This is a genomic window from Streptomyces sp. Y7 (genome assembly GCF_043195415.1).
In the GTDB taxonomy this organism is placed as follows: domain Bacteria; phylum Actinomycetota; class Actinomycetes; order Streptomycetales; family Streptomycetaceae; genus Streptomyces.
The window spans coordinates 1-17802 of the sequence record NZ_JBIDDQ010000008.1; the positions used below are offsets into that span (position 1 = coordinate 1).

General features: G+C 71.4%; 13 protein-coding genes. 4 read left to right on the plus strand and 9 right to left on the minus strand.

All coding sequences use genetic code 11. The features are described from left to right. Positions 1-113: 113 nt before the first annotated feature. Positions 114-1394, minus strand: coding sequence for a hypothetical protein (locus tag ACGFW6_RS21285; RefSeq protein WP_393511961.1), 1281 nt, complete (start codon positions 1392-1394; stop codon positions 114-116). A gap of 317 nt (positions 1395-1711) precedes the next feature. Between ACGFW6_RS21285 and ACGFW6_RS21290 the strand changes: the two genes are divergently transcribed. After that, positions 1712-2596 carry a DUF4429 domain-containing protein gene (locus ACGFW6_RS21290; protein WP_393511964.1) on the plus strand — a complete coding sequence of 295 codons (885 nt, stop codon included), beginning with the start codon at positions 1712-1714 and terminating at the stop codon, positions 2594-2596. Between the two features lie 24 nt (positions 2597-2620). Here the strand turns inward: ACGFW6_RS21290 and ACGFW6_RS21295 are convergent, their stop codons facing one another. After that, positions 2621-3427 carry a class II aldolase/adducin family protein gene (locus tag ACGFW6_RS21295; protein ID WP_393511967.1) on the minus strand — a complete coding sequence of 269 codons (807 nt, stop codon included), beginning with the start codon at positions 3425-3427 and terminating at the stop codon, positions 2621-2623. Positions 3428-3569: 142 nt separating this feature from the next. Between ACGFW6_RS21295 and ACGFW6_RS21300 the strand changes: the two genes are divergently transcribed. After that, positions 3570-4043, plus strand: coding sequence for a pyridoxamine 5'-phosphate oxidase family protein (locus ACGFW6_RS21300; protein ID WP_393511970.1), 474 nt, complete (start codon positions 3570-3572; stop codon positions 4041-4043). 3 nt (positions 4044-4046) lie between these two features. Here ACGFW6_RS21300 and guaA read toward each other — a convergent pair whose 3' ends face one another. Beyond that, positions 4047-5621, minus strand: a complete 1575-nt coding sequence (gene guaA / locus ACGFW6_RS21305) for a glutamine-hydrolyzing GMP synthase (RefSeq protein WP_393511973.1) — start codon at positions 5619-5621, stop codon at positions 4047-4049. A gap of 329 nt (positions 5622-5950) precedes the next feature. Between guaA and ACGFW6_RS21310 the strand changes: the two genes are divergently transcribed. After that, the gene (locus tag ACGFW6_RS21310; RefSeq protein WP_393511976.1) at positions 5951-6232 is read left to right on the plus strand and encodes a chorismate mutase; all 282 of its coding nucleotides are present in this window, start codon (positions 5951-5953) and stop codon (positions 6230-6232) included. 590 nt (positions 6233-6822) lie between these two features. On the opposite strand, the gene ACGFW6_RS21315 is transcribed toward ACGFW6_RS21310, so the two are convergent. Beyond that, on the minus strand, positions 6823-7953 hold the full coding sequence (locus tag ACGFW6_RS21315; RefSeq protein ID WP_393511979.1) for a hypothetical protein: 1131 nt from the start codon (positions 7951-7953) through the stop codon (positions 6823-6825). Positions 7954-8196: 243 nt separating this feature from the next. On the opposite strand from ACGFW6_RS21315, the gene ACGFW6_RS21320 reads away from it, so the two are divergent. Next, complete coding sequence (locus tag ACGFW6_RS21320; protein WP_393511982.1) at positions 8197-9249, plus strand: LAETG motif-containing sortase-dependent surface protein; 1053 nt, start codon at positions 8197-8199, stop codon at positions 9247-9249. A 94-nt stretch (positions 9250-9343) separates the two neighbouring features. Here the strand turns inward: ACGFW6_RS21320 and ACGFW6_RS21325 are convergent, their stop codons facing one another. From ACGFW6_RS21325 to ACGFW6_RS21345, 5 genes are all read right to left on the minus strand, one after another. Then, entirely contained in the window at positions 9344-11152 is a 1809-nt protein-coding gene (locus ACGFW6_RS21325; protein WP_393511985.1) for a GMC oxidoreductase, read from the minus strand. A 49-nt stretch (positions 11153-11201) separates the two neighbouring features. Further along, positions 11202-12815, minus strand: coding sequence for a succinic semialdehyde dehydrogenase (locus tag ACGFW6_RS21330; RefSeq protein WP_393511988.1), 1614 nt, complete (start codon positions 12813-12815; stop codon positions 11202-11204). A gap of 131 nt (positions 12816-12946) precedes the next feature. Next, positions 12947-14695: a serine/threonine-protein kinase gene (locus tag ACGFW6_RS21335; RefSeq protein ID WP_393511991.1), complete on the minus strand. Its 1749-nt coding sequence runs from the start codon at positions 14693-14695 to the stop codon at positions 12947-12949. Positions 14696-14733: 38 nt separating this feature from the next. After that, a complete protein-coding gene (locus ACGFW6_RS21340; protein WP_393511994.1) occupies positions 14734-16443 on the minus strand; it encodes a serine/threonine-protein kinase in 1710 nt (569 codons plus the stop codon). A gap of 111 nt (positions 16444-16554) precedes the next feature. Beyond that, entirely contained in the window at positions 16555-17757 is a 1203-nt protein-coding gene (locus ACGFW6_RS21345; RefSeq protein WP_393511997.1) for a serine/threonine-protein kinase, read from the minus strand. Positions 17758-17802: the final 45 nt, after the last annotated feature.

Sequence of the window (17802 nt, forward strand, 5' to 3'; positions counted from 1 at the left end):
GAACCACCTCGTCCTCAAACACCGGACGGGCTGAAAGTCGCGGCCCCTTGCCGCCGTGGGCGGGTGCAGCTCTCGTGACGCGCGCAGGCCGCCGCAGGCCGCCGCAGGCACCGTCACTCGGTCACATCGATCACGTACCGGTTCGTCTCGACCCCCACCGCGGTAACCACCTGCACCTCCACCCTCCCCGGCTCCACATCCGCCGGCACCGGCACCGTCAGCACCGCATCCGTCGGATTGCTGAACCCCCCGGCCACCGGCACCAACGGCACATGCACATGCACCGCCCCGATCCGCACCACCATCCGCGACAACCGATCGGCACCCTGCGCCCCCGGCGGCACAAACCCGGCCCCTCGGATCTCGATGTCGTCACCGGTCCGGATCGGCGCGTCCAGATCGCCCGCCTCCCGCGCCCGCACCACGGACAGGATCACGGGCCGACCCCCCTCCGCGTACTTCCCGGCCAGATACGTCGCCGCCGACACCAGCACCACCACCGCCAGCCCCCACGGCAGATCCGGCAGCTGATCCGGCCGCCGCCCCAACCGCACCGCCGCGAACAGCAGCGCCACCCCGCCGATCACCACGTACTGAATGTCGGCGAAGGTCCCCCGCCCCCCGTCGTCCGTCAGCAGATCAGCAGCCCGAGGCCGATGCGCCCGCACCTTCTGCAACCGCTGCCCGAGCACCCGCACCCCGACGACCCGCCGCACCAGCACCGCGATCGCGCACACCACGGCGAGCACGGTCACCACACCCGCCCCGCGCGCCAGATCGAGCCCGGCGATCAGCGCGTCCCGCTCCGCGTGCCCCGAGGCCGCGGCCAACCGCCCCACGAGCACGAGCACGGCGTACGCCACGAACAGCACCCACGCCCCGGCGACCGCCCGCGACGTCGACAGCCGGTTGTCCTCACCGATGACCGGCGCCAGCGCACCGCCCCGCGCCCGGTGGAACCACGACGCCGCCGTCAGTGCCCCGGCCGTCACCACGGCCGCGAGCAGCCCGGCCGTACGCGCCGCCGTCCACCCCGCTCCGATCGCCGTGAGCGCCTGCACCAGCAGCAGCGCGACGACGAGCCCCCAGACCACGCACGCCGTACGCCACCACAGCCGCGCGAGCCAGGCGTCGCCCTCGGCCCGCCCTCGCTCGGCGACGAGTTCCGCCGACTGCGTCAGTTCCTCGGACACCCATTGCCGGGAGGCCGACACCGAGTGCGCCACCGCCGCCGGCAGCCCCTGCCCGGCGGCGAACCCGTCCCGCAGCACCAGGAATTCGGCCACCGCCCGCCGATGTCCCGCACGCGCCCCGTGCGGACAGTCCCCACAGGTGCAGCCGCCCCCGTGCGCGCCCATCACCGCGCCGCCCTGCCCAGCCTCCTGCACCGCCACGCCCGATGCCCGCCTTCCTGAAACTTCCGGACCCGCAACTCGAAACCGAACCCAAAACCGCAACAAACCAGGAGGCGACCTCGGACCGGCCACATCACCCCATGGCCTTATAGCCCACAACCCCACCACCGGCAGTCGTTTCTCACATACCGGCCACCCCCGTTTCCGGCGGTCGCCCGCACCGCAACCGTGGGGCCCACAACTCCCGTAGGACGACAGCGAATTGTGCCGTACGCCACGCACGCCCCGCCCGGCAGGTCCGCCGGACGCGAGTGACGAGCGCACCCCCGAGTTGACCCGGCTGCGAGAATTTCCCTATGGCCGAGATCATCCAGCGCGACGGGACCTGGGCCTTCGACGGCACAACGGTCCGGATCACGCCGGGCCTCCACCGCTCCGTGCCGCTGTTCCGGCAGACGTACGGAGAGATCGCCGTGCCCCTCGAAGCCGTCGCGAGCATCGTCTTCGAGCCCGAACGCAAGCGCGGCCGGCTGCGTATGCGGCTGCGCGAGGGCGCCGACCCGCTGCTCCACGCGACCGGCGGCAGACTGCCCGACAGGGCGGATCCGTACCGGCTGGCGGTGGACGTCGACCGTGCGGGAGTCGCCGAGTACGTCGCCGAGGAGATCCGCCGCGCGCTGCTCCTGGACCAGATCCCCAAGGACCCGACCAAGACCTATCTCCTGCCCGGCCCGCCGGTCCCGGTCTCCGTCCGTTCCTCCGACGGCACGGTCTCCTTCGACGGCACCCAGGTGCGGATCGACTGGTCCGACACCTCCGAGCGGGTCAAGCGGGCGACCGGCCCGCGGATCATCAACGTGGGCGACCTGGTCCAGGTCGAGTGGCTGCCCAACTCCGGCTACGAGGACGGCTTCCTGCGCTTCGTGACCCGCGAGACGGTGTTCTCCAAACTGCCGCCGGAGAAGGACCCGTACGCCCTTGACCTGTGGGGCAGCGCCCGGCGCGACCTGCTCACGGCTCTGGTCGCCACGGCGATCACCGCCCGGCTCCCGCACCCGTCCACCCGTACGGGCATCGACCACGCCGACCGCCCCCAGCTCGCGGCGTCCGTCCCGCCGTCGGCCGATCACCATGACGTACTTCTGCGCAGACTGCGGGAATTGGGCGAGCTGCACCGCGACGGCGTCCTCACGGACGAGGAGTTCGCGATGACGAAGGCCGTGGTCCTCCGAGGCTTCTGATGAGCCGCCCCCGGCGCCCACCCGTCAGCTCAGCAGATCCGGCTCGCTCCGGCTGATGTCCTGCCACAGTGGCTGATAGTTGATCCACGCCACCAGGTCCCCGCCCAGCTGCTCCCGCGTGGCCACGGCCTGCCGGTGCTCGATCAGCACCGGACGTCCCGCCGCCCGGGCGGTCAGCTGGACCTGGCAGGACCGCTCCATGGACAGGAACCACCAGGCCGCCGCGTCCACGGAGTCGCCGACGGTGAGCAGCCCGTGGTTGCGCAGGACGAGCGCCTTGTGGCAGTCGAGCGCGGTGGCGATGCGCCGCCCCTCGGTGGCGTCGACGGCGACGCCGGAGTAGGCGTCGTAGAGCGCGTGGTCCTCGTAGAAGGCGCAGCTCTCCTGGGTGATCGGGTCGAGCAGGTCGCCGAGCGCGGCGAGCGCCCGTCCGTGCACCGAGTGGCAGTGGGCGACGGCGACGACGTCGGGGCGGGCGGCGTGGACCTGGGAGTGCACGGTGAACGCCGCCTGGTTGACGTGGTAGCGGCCGTCTATCACCTGGCCCTCGGAGTTGGCGAGGACGAGGTCGCTGACGGTGACGTGCCGGAACGGCATCCCGAACGGGTTGACCCAGAAGCAGTCGCTGAACTCGGGGTCGCGTGCGGTGATGTGTCCGGAGACCCCGTCCTCGAACCCGAGCCGCCCGAAGATCCGCAGCGCGCCCGCGAGCCGTTCCTTGCGATGGCGGCGCTCGTCCTCGACCGACTCGTGCATCGGCGGCATCGCGAACCGCAGCTGGTCGGTCGGCAGCGGTGACGGCGGAATCGGCCCGAGGGGCGTCCCGTGCATGTGTCCTCCAGCACTGGGTTGCTTACGGGGCGGAAGTTACCGTCGGTCAGCGCAGGAGAACAGAGATGTTCTGTAAAGATCCCACCCTCCGGACAGTGGAAACCAGACAGAAGATGTCGGGTATGAGGGACAGACTGGCCGTATGACAGTGAACTGGGCAGCTTTCACCGCGGCGGAGCCGGATCTCGCCCGCACCGCCGAGGAACGCTTCGGGGCGTTCACCCACCATGTCCTCGCCACCCTCCGCAAGGACGGCTCGCCCCGCACGACGGGCCTGGAGGTCCGGTTCCTCGACGGCGAGCTGTGGCTCGGCATGATGCCGGACTCGCTCAAGGCCCTCGATCTGCGCCGCGACCCGCGCTTCGCGCTCCAGGCGAACCCCGGGGAGGGGCAGTCCATGGGCGGCGGCGACGTACGGATCGCCGGGCGGGCGATCGAGGTCGTGGACCCGCGGCAGAAGGCCGCATACGGCGAAGAGGTGGAACCGCCGGAGCCGTTCCACCTCTTCCGTACCGAGCTGACCGAGGTCGTGAGGACCTACGTCGAGGACGACAAGTACCTGGTCGTCCAGATCTGGCAGCCCGGCGAAGCCCTGCGCACGATCAAGCGCACCTAGGGCCTACTCCCACTCGATGGTGCCTGGCGGCTTCGAGGTCACGTCGAGGACGACACGGTTGACGTCCCGCACCTCGTTGGTGATCCGGGTGGAGATCTTCGCGAGGACGTCGTACGGCAGGCGCGACCAGTCGGCGGTCATGGCGTCCTCGGACGAGACGGGCCGCAGGACGATCGGGTGGCCGTAGGTCCGCCCGTCACCCTGTACGCCCACGCTGCGGACGTCCGCGAGCAGGACCACCGGGCACTGCCAGATGTCACGGTCGAGGCCGGCCGCGGTCAGCTCCTCGCGGGCGATGGCGTCGGCCTCGCGCAGCAGGTCCAGGCGCTCCTTGTTCACCTCGCCGACGATGCGGATGCCGAGGCCGGGGCCCGGGAAGGGCTGGCGCTGGACGATCTCGTCCGGGAGGCCGAGCTCCTGGCCGACCATCCGGACCTCGTCCTTGAACAGCTTGCGGAGCGGCTCGATGAGCTTGAACTCCAGGTCCTCGGGGAGGCCGCCCACGTTGTGGTGGGACTTGATGTTGGCGGTGCCGGTGCCGCCGCCGGACTCGACGACGTCCGGGTACAGCGTGCCCTGCACCAGGAACTCGACCGCCGGGCCCTCGTCCGCGATGATCTCGGCCTGCGCCTGCTCGAAGACGCGGATGAACTCGCGGCCGATGATCTTCCGCTTCTCCTCGGGGTCGGAGACCCCGGCCAGCGCCTTGAGGAACCGCTCCTCGGCGTCCACGACCTTCAGCTGGACGCCGGTCGCGGCCACGAAGTCCTTCTCGACCTGCTCGGTCTCGCCCTTGCGCATCAGGCCGTGGTCGACGTACACACACGTCAGCTGGGCGCCGATGGCCTTCTGGACGAGCGCCGCCGCGACGGCGGAGTCCACGCCGCCGGACAGGCCGCAGATGGCGCGCCTGTCGCCGACCTGCTCGCGGATGGCCGCGACCTGCTCCTCGATGACGTTGCCGGTGGTCCAGTCCGGCTTCAGGCCGGCGCCCCGGTACAGGAAGTGCTCCAGCACCTGCTGCCCGTGCGTGGAGTGCATGACCTCGGGGTGGTACTGGACGCCGTAGAGCTTCTTCTCGTCGTTCTCGAAGGCGGCGACCGGGACGACGTCGGTGGACGCGGTGACGGCGAAGCCCTCGGGGGCGGCGGAGCAGGCGTCGCCGTGCGACATCCACACGTGCTGCTCGTCCGGGGTGCCCTCGAAGAGGGTGGAGGACGACTTCGACACGTGCAGGTCGGTGCGGCCGTACTCGCGGGCGCCGGTGTTGTCGACGGTGCCGCCGAGGGAGCGCGCCATCAGCTGGAAGCCGTAGCACATGCCGAACACGGGAACGCCGGCCTCGAAGATCTCGCGGTCGAGGCCGGGGGCGCCCTCCTCGTACACGGACGAGGGGCCGCCGGAGAGGATGATCGCCGCAGGGTTCTTGGCGAGCATCTCCTGGACCGGCATGGTGCTCGGCACGATCTCGCTGTAGACCCGGGCCTCGCGGACGCGACGGGCGATGAGCTGGGCGTACTGCGCGCCGAAGTCGACGACCAGGACGGTGTCGGGGGCGGCGGGGTTCGCTGATGACACGGGTTGCCTTCCGGCGTTGAGCGAGGTGTGTGTGGGGCCGAGTCTACCGGGATCCGCCGGGCCGCCCTCGGGGCAAGCCCCGTCTCAGGATGCGAACCGGCTTGGACGGCTGCGCGCCGCGCGGCATACTCGCCCCATGCTCACGCAGACGACCTTCGTCTTTACCTATGGCACCCGGCCCGCCGGCTGCCATGGTCGTGCCGCTTGAGCTACTGACAAGCGACTTCCCAGGCGCCCCGGGCCGACAAGGCCCGGGGCGCCTGTCGTTTTCCGGGTCCTGTCGCTCCGGGGCTCCCACCGCCGCACCACGAGACCCACGAGGAGCCCCCATGACCGCCACCGAAGTGACCGGTGCCCGTACCCCCGAGGCCGCCGACGTGATCACCGGCGCCCGCGAGCGCATCGACTCACTGGACGACCGGATCATCGGTCTGATCCAGGAACGCATGGCCGTGTCGGCGGTGATCCAGGAGGCGCGGATCGCTTCCGGCGGCCGGCGCGTGAACCTCTCCCGGGAGATGGACGTCCTCGGCCACTACAGGGACGCCCTGGGCAAGCCGGGCACGGCCCTCGCCATGACGCTGCTCGAACTGTGCCGCGGTCGCATCTGAGTTCGGCCGCCCTCTCACCCGTACGGCGCGTGACGCCTCCCGCACCGCTTCGTTGGTACCGGTGTCCGTGCCAGCCAGGGGCGGGCCCGATAGAACCACGCGTGGCTCGCTGGAGCGATGAGGCGCACGGATCACGCCGTACGCCGTGGGACCTCGCTCCAGGAAAGTGACCGGACGGCAGGGGACAGCAGCCCGGTCACCCAAGAGAACGGTCGGCTCCGGGGACGCCCGGAGCCGGCCGGCGGAAGGGGCAGGAAGCAGCACCGGGCCGGGTCGAACGGTTGCGATGGCCGTGCCCTCCAGCCCGATGCACGGACAGCCCCCGTCCCACCGCCCTACGGCCTCTCCGCTGCAAGTCCCGCCGCGGACAACCGCATTGCCCCGGCCCGGTCGTGCGGTACCGCACGGCCGGAGTCGAGACCGAACGAAGCCCGCCGCGTCCGCCGAGACGGAACGCGGCGACCAGGACCAGCGGCGCAACCCCCCGGCGCCGCTCCCAGGCACCGACGCTGCCCTGACGTCGGTGCTGACCACGGAAGGGCCCCGCGGCTCCGTCCCGCGGGGCCCTTCTCATGCCGGTGGCACGCCCGTCAGGTGCGCGAGACGACGCCGCAGCCCTCCGCGCGGTCCGCGTCGATGTCCTTGCTGCGGTCGTACGGGTCGGTCGCGGGGCCGGTGGGTGTGGCGCCGGTGCGCGGCTCAGAGCGGAAGTGCGGATGCAGATAGCCGTCGTACACGTCGCAGGCCGAGTTGCCGATCTCCTGGTCGTAGCGCACGACAGCGATCTTCCCCGGGGTGACCCGGTACTTGTTCGGGTCCGAGACCTCGATGTCGAGGACCCGGCGGATGATGGTGCGGGCCACCTCGTTCGACCCCTCCCGGACCAGCGGGTAGACGAAGGTGTAGTCGGCGTGCACGGCGACGGAGGCCTGCTCACCCGCCTTGAACGTCATGCGGCCGCGCGTCTTGACGACGTCTCCGGCGAGCTTCACCTCGGCGGGGTCGAAGCGGCTGAACATCCGCAGGGGGTCGTGGTCCTTGTCCGGCTTGCGCAGCGCGGTGGTCAGCACGTCGAGCAGTTCCTTCTGGCGGGGCTCGATGACAGCGAGGGCGGTCTCCGGGCGTTCGCCGCGCAGCGTGGCCGGGTCGAGGTTGCCGTCGACGAGGAGCTTCTCGGTCTGCCGCAGGGCCTGCTCCACCTGCTGCTCGGACAGCGTGCCGACGGGGGTGGCCTTCGGCAGGGTGATGCCGGCCCTGCCGTCGGCCCAGCGTTCGGCCGGGGAGCCGGCGAACGGCCTGGCCACGGTGGGGACGGCGGGGTCGGCGGCTCCGGGCGCGGCCGTCGGGGCGGCGGTCTCGGCCGGGAGCGGCGACGCGGCCACGCCGTTCGGTGACGGGGCGGCGGTGCCGAAGGGATCGCCGGGTATCAGTGAGGGCCGTACCGCCACGACGGCCACGGCGACGGCGAGCGGTACGCCGATGATCGCCCAGCGGCGACGGCGCCGGGCCGCCCGCCCGTTCATCTCCTGCCGGGCGGGGCCGGTGCGCCAGCCTGCGGGTTCCTCACCGCGGGCGTCCTGCTGCCGCAGGCGTTCGGTCACCATCCGGGCGCGGGCGGACGGTTCCTTCGGGGCGGTGGCCCGGTCGCGTTCGGCGTCCTCGATGAACTTCTGCCAAGCCTCGTCGGATATCGACGAGTCCTCGGACGGCTTGTCGGTCACGGCGGGGTGCGCTTCCTCTCAAGGGGCTGTCGGCGGCTGAGCGTACGTCAGTTCCGAGCCCGCAAGATCGGCCCGCCGCGTGTGACTCAGGCCACATAAAAAATTCGTTAGTGAAGGCACAACCTTTCACCCGCGTCGCTGATCAAACCCTGCGAATCAAGGGCCACAGCCGCGCCCCACACGCGGAGGCCTCCCTATAGCGCGTGCTGCGAGTCGCAGCACTCCGGACTTTCCGAGGTCTTCATGAAGCTTCGCCGTGCACTGGCCGCCGCGGCCACGACGGCCGTCATAGCGCCGATCGCGCTGCTGTCGGCACCGGCCGCGTTCGCCACGGACGAGATCACCTCGACACCGACGGTGTCGGAAAGCACGCCGGCCGCGGAGGAGAGCACCCCCGCCGCCGAGGAGAGCACCCCGGCCGCGGAGGAGTCGACCCCGGCCGCCGAGGAGAGCACGCCCGCGGCCGAGGAGAGCACCCCGGCCGCGGAGGAGAGCACGCCCGCCGCCGAGGAGTCGACCCCAGCCGCCGAGGAGTCCACGCCCGCTCCCGAGGAGAGCACCCCCTCCGAGGGCGACGAGTGGAACCCGTACGAGGACTGCGAGACCTTCGACCTCGACGACAACCTCAAGGCCGAGATCTCCGGTCTGCCGAGCAAGATCGTCGCGGGTTCGGGCTGGCACAACTTCGAGTTCGTCGCCACGAACAACTCGGACAAGGACCTGGAGAACGTCTGGATCGAGGCGTTCACCGAGTACGCGGACGAGAACACCGACGAGTCGCTGTACCTGAACATGGCCGAGATCCAGGTCAAGCAGGACGGCAAGTGGACCAGCAGCTACCAGGACTTCTACAAGGACGAGGACGGCAAGGTCGTCTTCACCGGCAGCTTCGTCGCCTCCCTGGACAAGCTGGAGGCGAACTCCACCTCCTCGCTGGACCTGCGCGTCCGTGTGAAGTCGTCCGCCCCGGCGGGTTCGTCCTTCGCGCTGAGCCAGGCGATCTACGCGGGCGAGGAGAGCGCGTGCTACGGCAACGGTGAGTTCTACGAGTTCACCGTGCTCGCCGCGGGCAGCGAGCCCGGTGACGTCGACCCCGCCGACCCGACCGGCGAGAAGCCCTCGGGCATCGACGGCAAGAAGCCGCAGGGTGAGGTCGAGGAGGTCACCGGCAACCTCGCCGAGACCGGTGCCGACTCCAACCTTCCGGTCATCGGCACCATCGGTGGCATCGCCATCGTCGCCGGCGCCGGCGTCGTGTTCGCGATGAAGCGCCGCAAGGTGGGCGCGGAGGCGTAAGCCCCGGCAGAGCCACACGCAAGAAAACAGAGAAGGACCTGCGCTCGGAGGGGGGTGCAGGTCCTTCTCTGTTCTGTCGTTCGAGGGCGCCGGCCTACTTCTTCGGCGGCACCGCCGGCATCCCGAGGAACGGCAGCTTCAGCGCGCCGAACGCCTCCGCCGGAACCGCCGGGGACTTCGGCTCGACCGGGTTGAGCCGCTCGTACGCCGCTCCCTGCGCCGGACGCTGGTCGGCCTCGCCGCTGTTGGGCCAGTACGACATCGCCCGCTCGGCCTGCGCCGTGATCGTCAGGGACGGGTTCACGCCCAGGTTGGCCGACACCGCCGCCCCGTCGACGACCGAGATGCCGGGGTGGCCGTAGAGCCGGTGGTAGGGGTCGATCACGCCGGTCTCCGGCGAGTCGCCGATCGGGCAGCCGCCGAGGAAGTGGGCGGTGAGCGGGGTGCCCATGAGCTCGCCGACGTTGGAGCCCGCGAAGCCGTTGATGTCGGCGGCGATCACGGACGCGGCCTGCGAGGCGGCCTTGATCTGCTTGGGGTTGGGCGCCCCGTGGCCCTGGCGCGCGGTCAGCAGGCCCTTGCCGACGCCGTCCGGCTTCAGATACGTCGTCAGCGAGTTGTCCAGCGACTGCATCACCAGGCCGATGATGGTCCGCTCCGACCAGCGGCGGTTGGACAGGGAGCGCAGCATCAGCATGGGGTGCCTCACCGCGTTCGCCAGCCAGCCCGCGACACGCGAGGAGCCCTCCGCGTAGGGGACCTGGAGGATCGACAGGCCGCCCATGGAGTTGGAGCCCTTGCCGTAGCGGACCGGCTCGATGTGGGTGTTCTCGTCCGGGTGGATCGAGGACGTGATGGCGACGCCTCGGGTGAAGTCGACCTTGGCCTCGCCCGTCGCCCGGCGGTAGCGCCGGTTGTCGGTCTGTGCGCCGACGAGGGCCTCGGAGTTGGTCCGGGTCAGCTCGCCCAGCTTCGGGGAGAGGTACGGGAGTTGGCCGCCGGCCTTCATGCGGTGCAGCAGGGTCTGGGTGCCGTAGGTGCCGGCCGCGATCACCACGCGCCGGGCCGTGAACAGCCTGCCCTCCCCCTTCTTCTTCCCGTCGGTCGGCAGCGTCGCCACCGCGTACCCGCCCTGCGAGTCGTCGGTGACCGAGACGACCGTCGTCATGGGGTGGACGACCGCGCCGGCCTTCTCGGCGAGATAGAGGTAGTTCTCGTTGAGGGTGTTCTTCGCGCCGTGCCGGCACCCGGTCATGCACTCACCGCACTCCGTGCACGCCCTGCGCGCCGGGCCCGCCCCGCCGAAGTACGGGTCGGCCACCTCCTGCCCGGGTGAGACCTGGGCCCCGCCCTCGGCGTCCTCGCCGTCGCCGAAGAACACGCCGACCGGCGCCATGTGGAAGCTGTCGCCGACGCCCATCCGCTCGGCCGCCGCCTTCAGATGCACGTCGGACGGGGTCATCGTCGGGTTGAGCCGTACGCCGAGCATGCGCCGGGCCTGGTCGTAGTACGGCTTCAGCTCCTCCTGCCAGTCGGTGATGTCACGCCACTGCGGGTCGTCGAAGAAGGCCTTCGGCGGTACGTAGAGGGTGTTGGCGTAGTTGAGGGAGCCGCCGCCGACGCCGGCTCCGGCCAGCACCATGACGTTGCCCAGCAGGTGGATGCGCTGGATGCCGTACATGCCGAGCTTGGGGGCCCAGAGGTAGTTCTTCAGGTCCCAGGAGTTCTTGGGCAGGGTCTCGCGGGCCCAGCGGCGGCCGGCTTCCAGCACGCCGACGCGGTAGCCCTTCTCGGTCAGGCGCAGGGCGGTGACGGAGCCGCCGAAGCCCGACCCGACGACGATGACGTCGTAGTCGTATCCGGACCCAGCGTCCTGTTTCTGGGCAGAGTTCTCCTGTGACACGTGCTCTCCTCATCGAAAGCGGTGGTGCGGCGGGCTCCAGAGGCAGGCCCTAGCGGAAACGGAACGCCTTCATCACCCGCAGGCTGCGGCTCATGAACTGCGCGTACTTCTCGTCGTCCATGCCCAGCGAGGGCGCCATCGGCAGCAGCCTCTGCTGGGCGACCGTCTGGGCCTCCGTGTACTTGAGGATGCCCTCGGAGCCGTGGCGGCGGCCGAGGCCGGAGTCCTTCATGCCGCCCATGGGCGACTGGACGCTGCCGTACGCGGGGGCGTAGCCCTCGTTGACGTTGACCGTGCCGGTGCGCAGGCGGGCGGCGACCGCACGTCCGCGGCTGCCGTCCTTCGTCCAGACCGACGAGTTGAGGCCGTACGGCGTGGAGTTGGCGTGCTCGACCGCCTCGTCCTCGGTCTTGAAGCGGTAGATGGAGACGACCGGGCCGAAGGTCTCCTCGGTGCAGACGGTCATCTCCGGCTCGACGTCGTCGAGGATCGTCGGCTCGAAGAAGTACGGGCCGATGTCGGGGCGGGCCGTGCCGCCCGCGACGAGCTTGGCGCCCTTGGCGACGGCCTCCTCGACATGCCGGGTGACCGTCTCCAGCTGGCGCTCACCGACGAGCGAGCCCATGTCGGCCCCGTAGGCGAGGGACCTGCCCAGCCGCATCGCCTTGGTGCGGGCGGCGAAACGCTCCACGAAGGCGTCGGCGATCGACTCGTGGACGTACAACCGCTCGATGGAGATGCACAGTTGGCCGGCGGAGGAGAAGCAGGCGCGGACGGCGCCCGCGGCGGCCTTCTCCACGTCGGCGTCCTGAAGGACCAGCATGGCGTTCTTGCCGCCGAGTTCGAGGGAGACGCCGACCAGCCGGGCGGCGGCGCCCTGGGCGACCTGGCGGCCGGTGCGGGTGGAGCCGGTGAAGGAGACGTAGTCGGCGTGCTTGACGACCTCGGGGCCGATGACCGGGCCCTCGCCGAGGACGACCTGAAAGACGTCGGCGGGCAGCCCGGCCTCGATGAGCAGGTCGCGGGCCCACAGGGCGGTCAGGCAGGTCTCGGTGTCGGGCTTCATGACGACCGCGTTGCCCGCGACGAACGCCGGGAGCGCGTCACCGACGGACAGCTCCAGGGGGTAGTTCCACGGCGCGATCTGGCCGACGACGCCGCGCGGGTGGCGCAGCTCCGTGACGCGGGTGAGCGTGGGCATGGCGCCCGCGTGCCGCTTGGGCTTGAGGTAGGCGGGTGCCTTGCGGCCGTAGTGGCGGGCCGCGACGGCGACGGCCTGGACCTCCTCGTGCGCGTGCAGCCGGGCCTTGCCGGTCTCCAGCTGGATGAGGTCGAGCACCTCCGCCTGGCGTTCGAGCACCAGGTCGTGGAAGCGGAGCAGGACGGCCGCGCGCTGCCGCACCGGGACCTGGGCCCAGACCGCCTGCGCCTTACGGGCCGCCCCGAACGCCTGCTCCACGTCCTCGGGCGTGGATTCGGGCAGGTCGGCCAGCTTCTCGCCGGTGAACGGCGTGTGGTTCGCGGTACGGCCGGAGCCGGCCACGCCCTTGGTGAGCTGGGCCACCAGCTCCGGCGTGACCACGTCGGCGGCGGTACGGGCGCCCTGCGGTGCGGGGGCGAGAGGGTTGGTGCCGGTCTTGGCCGGGGCCTGCGCGTCCGTCATGAGGCGCAGAGTATGCCGGAGCGGGGGCTTTGTGTACCCGTCGGTAACGGGGATTCACCGAGTGCTCACATGATGCCAGTGTCCACTGGCAACAAACGCACTGATCAGGGCGTTGCCACCGCGGTGCCGGATCACTCGATCTCGAGTCGGTCACGGGCGCCCTTGAAGACCGCGGTGCCCTTCTTCTCCGTGGGAGTGCCCTTGGGCATGTCGACACGCAGCTCGTACATGCGGTCGTCCCCGGTCACCACGATCAGCTGCAGGACACGGGTCGGGGAGACGTCCTTGTCGTACGTGGTGTCGGACAGGACGGCGTCGTAGCCCTTGAAGGTGGTGCGGGTGGACTGGGTGCCGGCGTCGTGGTGGTAGCTGTCCCAGGTGTCGTGCGCCTCCTGCGCCTGCTCCAGCAGCGGGCGGGGCGCCTTGTCCCACTGGGTGAGGCGGACCTGGACGAGGCCGATGTCGTAGACGACGAGCCGGGGCTGGTCGCCGGCGTCGCCCTCGCGCGCGGCCTCCTTGTACTCGGCGGGCAGGAACAGGACGGCGTCCATCTCCCGCTCCCGGTGCTCCGTCCAGCCGCCGGGGCCGGGGGCGGCGGTGGTCGCCGGGGCCAGGGGGGCCGAGCTGTAGGTGGGGTTCATCTCCCTGGCCTCGCCGCTGTTGCCGACGCGGAAGGAGGTCGCGGTGAACCAGGTGCCGGCGACGAGCAGCACCCCGAGGACGGCCACCGGGAGGGGGCGCAGCAGCCGGGAGCGGCGGCGGGGTCTCGAGGGGGCGGCGGAGGCGGTGTCCGAGGTGGAGGTGTCCGAGGGGGCCGAGGTGGCGGTGTCCGGATCGGAGGTGGGGCCGGGCTCCGGTGCGGAGGTGCGCTCGGGAGTGGGGCCGGTGCCCGGACCGGAGGTGGGCTCGGCTTCGGGCTCCGGTGCCTCCTCGGGGGCCGGCCCGCCCTTCAGCCGTACGGTCCCGGAGTCCTCGGCGAACTCCCTGAGCGCGGAGGCGTCCTGTGGTCCCGACGCCGCCCCGGCGGGCTCCGGCACCGGCCAGCCCTTCACGACCGCCTCCAGTACGGCCGTGACCTCGTCCGCGTCGGGCCGCTGCTCGGGGTCCTTCACCAGCATCCGCACGATCAGCGACCCGAGCGGCCCCGCCTGTTTCGGCTCGGGCGGTTCGGCGGCGAGGATCGCGGCGAGGGTGGACTCCAGGGTCGTACGGCGAAAGGGCGACCAGCCCTCCACGGCGGCGTACAGGAGCACCCCCAGCGACCACAGGTCGGAGGCGGGGCCCGCGCCGCGGCCGGACATCCGCTCGGGGGCGATGAACTCCAGTGAGCCGACGAACTCGCCGCTGACCGTGAGGGATTCCTCGCCCTGGACGTGGGCGATGCCGAAGTCGGTCAGGACGACCCGGCGGTGCGGGCCGAGCAGGACGTTGGCGGGCTTGACGTCGCGGTGGACGATGCCGACGGTGTGCGCGGCGCGCAGGGCACCGAGGACCTCGATGCCGATGCGGGCGGCCTCGGGCGCCTCCACGGGCCCGCGTCCGAGCAGTTCGTGCAGGGACTCGCCGCGGACCAGCTCCATCACGATCCACGGCAGCCCGTCCTCCTCCACGACGACGTCATGGATGGAGACGGCGGCGGGATGGTCGACCCGGGCGGCGGCGCGGGCCTCCCGGTAGAGCCGGTGGGCGGCCCGCTGATGCGCGGCGTCCTCCGGGTGGCCGGGCAACCTCGGCTGCTTGACGGCGACTTCGCGGTCCACCAGCTCGTCGCGTGCCCGCCACACGGTGCCCATCCCGCCGGATCCGATGCGCTCGACCAGGCGGTAACGCCCGCCGATCACACGCCCGTTGGGTCCGGTGCGGCCACCGTCTTCGCTCATGTTTCATGCCTACCTTGCGAGGCGGGCACTTCGCCAGTTCAGAGCTTGCCGATCTCCAGGTTCCCGATCACGGTTCTCGCCACCTCACGGCCGCGGGTGGTGAAGTCGCCCTTGCCGGGGTAGTTGATGCTGAGCTTGTACATGTCCCCGGCGGCGGTCTTGTAGTAGAAGATCCGCATCTCACGGGGGCGGGGGTTCTGTGTGTCGGTGGTGGTGAAGGTGATCGTGTTCTCGGCCGACTTCCGGCCCTGGTACGTGGTCTCCTTGGGAGCCGTCCGCGGGTTCGCCGGCATGCTGACGTCGTAGTCGCCGTTCTGCTTGAAGTCGCCGTCGTCGTCGTACATCTCGGCGGCCGCCGACCCGGCGATCTGGCTGCTGGAGTCCTCGGCCTTCTTCTCCAGCCTCAGGCCGATCCAGATGGCCCCGCTCGCGTCGGTGTACGTGACCCAGTGGCCGTCGTCCGTGTCCTCGGGCACGCCCCGCTTGTAGCCGTCGGGCACCGCCAGCGACGCGGCGAGGGCCTGCTCCTGGCGGACCTTCCAGTGGTCCGGCAGCGGCCCCGCGAACGGATCGGCGATCACCAGGTACGCCGCCACCGCCCCGGCGACGACCGCGGCGGCGATGCCGAGCAGCGCCTTGGGCCCGAGCCGGATGCCGGCCTTGACGCTCTCGGGTATGCGGACGACCTGGGTGGCGGCCTGCACCGGCGGGTTGGCCGCCTGCTCCAGCAGCGCACGCGTCTGCGCGGCGTTCGGGCGGCGGGCCGGGTCCTTCTGGAGGAGGCCGTTGATGGCCTCGGCGAGCGGGCCCTGCGCGGCGGCCGGCGCGGCGGGCACGGTGTTCAGGACGGACTGCAGGGTCGCCGGGGTGTTGCTGCGGCGGAACGGCGAGACGCCCTCCGTCGCCGCGTACAGGACGACGCCGAGGGACCACAGGTCGCTGGCGGGGCCGGGGCGCTGGCCCAGCACCCGCTCCGGCGCGATGTACTCGGGCGAGCCGACGAAGCCGCCGGTGTCGGTCAGATTGGTCTCGCCCTCGATCTGGGCGATGCCGAAGTCGGTCAGGACGACGCGGTCGTGGCGGCCGAGCATGACGTTGTCCGGCTTGACGTCGCGGTGCAGGATGCCCGCCGCGTGCGCGGCCTCCAGTGCGCCGAGCACTTCGAGGCCGATTCTCGCCGCGTCCCGGGCGCCGAGCGTGCCCTCCTGCAAGGCGTCGCCCAGCGAACGGCCCTGCACCAGCTCCATCACGATCCACGGCCGGCCGTCCACGACGGCGACGTCATGGACGTTCACCACCGCCGGGTGGTCGAGCCGGGCCGCGGCGCGTGCCTCGCGACGCATCCGCTCGTAGGCGTTGGCGCGTTCCCGTTCGGGAAGATGGTCCGGTACCCGGGGCTCCTTCACCGCGACCTCGCGGTCCACCGTCTCGTCCTTCGCCCGCCAGACCGTGCCCATGCCGCCGTGGCCGAGCTTGGCGAGCAGGCGGTAGCGGCCGGCGATCAGCCGGCCGGTGCCGGGGTCGGGGGCGGACGTCTGAACGGGGGCAGCCGGGTGCGCGGGCGCGGCCGGGTGATGAGCGGGTGCGCCCTGATGGCCCGGTGCGGCCTGCTGCGGAGCGGTCTGCGGGGGCGTCGCGTACGGATTGTCCGGATGCGGCGTGGGCGCGGGCGAGTTGGGCCGCGGTGGTTGCAGTTCAAAACTCGTCGGCTCGTCGGACCGATAAGGGGCTCCCCCGTTGCTGCTCATGGCTCCATTCGTATCGCGGGGGGTGTCCGGGGAGCCAGCGGGAATGCTTTCCAGTCACAGAGCCGTGACGCAGGTCGCGACTTATCTTCCCCTTATTAGGAGCTTGCCCCCCTATGGGGAGTTGGTGGGAACAGGGCTCGGAGTGACCCGTGAGGGGGATGCGCCCGGCGAGGCGGACGTGCTCGGCGAGGATGTCGCCGTGGGCGCCGGAGACCCGGTGGACCCGGTGGACCCGGAGGTCGCGCCGGGAGACGGAGATCCCGGGGTCGCGCCGGGCGAACTCGCCGTACCGGACGGCCTGTCCGAGGGACCCGGTGCGGAGCTGCTCGGCACGACGTCCGCGCCGCCACCCCCGTTCACCAGCAGCGCCGCCGCCGACACCCCGGCCACCGCCGTCGCGGCGACCAGCACGACGGTGGCCAGCACGCTGCGGGGCGAATAGGTACGACCCCCTCTGCTGAACCGTTTCGCCACAAGGGTGATGCCTGTCTCCAGGAACTCCCGCAGCATCCGCTCCGCCGCCACGGCGTCCAGCCGCAGTCCCGGGTCCCGCTCCAGCAGTCCCTGGACGACCGGCAGGATCGGCGCCGCCTGCGCGGGCGGGCGTATCTCGTCGGACACGACGGCGAGCACCACGCCGCTCAACGAGTCGCGGCGGAACGGCGACTCACCGCTCAGGGCCGCGCACAGCAGCGCGCCCACCGACCACAGGTCGGAGGCGGGTCCGGTCCGGGCGCCGGACATCCGCTCGGGGGCGGTGTACTCGGGCGAACCGACGAAGGAGCCGGACTCGGTGAGCGTGGCGGCGCCCGGCACCTGCGCGATGCCGAAGTCGGTGAGGACGACGCGGTCGGTGCCGTCCTCGATGAGCACGTTGGCCGGTTTGATGTCCCGGTGCAGCACGCCGGCCTCGTGTGCGGTGCGCAGCGCGCTCAGCAGGTCGGCGCCGACCCGGGCTGCCTCCCGCGCGTCGACGGGTCCGTGCGCCGTGATCCGGTCGGCCAGGGAGTCCCCGTCGATCAACTCCATGACGATGTAAGGGCGTTCGTCGTCCTCGACGACGTCATGGACGACCATGACATTGGGGTGGCTGAGCTGCGCCACCGCCTGGGCCTCGCGCAGGGTCCGTTCACGCTGATGCCGGGCCTCGGCCGCGGAGAGCGTCTCGTCGAGGGGAAGCTCCTTGACGGCCACACTGCGCCCCAGCAACTGGTCGGTCGCCCGCCATACGACGCCCATGCCGCCGCGACCGAGCCTCGCCTCGAGGCGGTAACGCCCCGCGATCACACGCAAGTTGGCGCCCTCGGTCCCCATGCGCCCCATCATGCCGCACCGGACGGACCGACTCCGGGGTGCCGA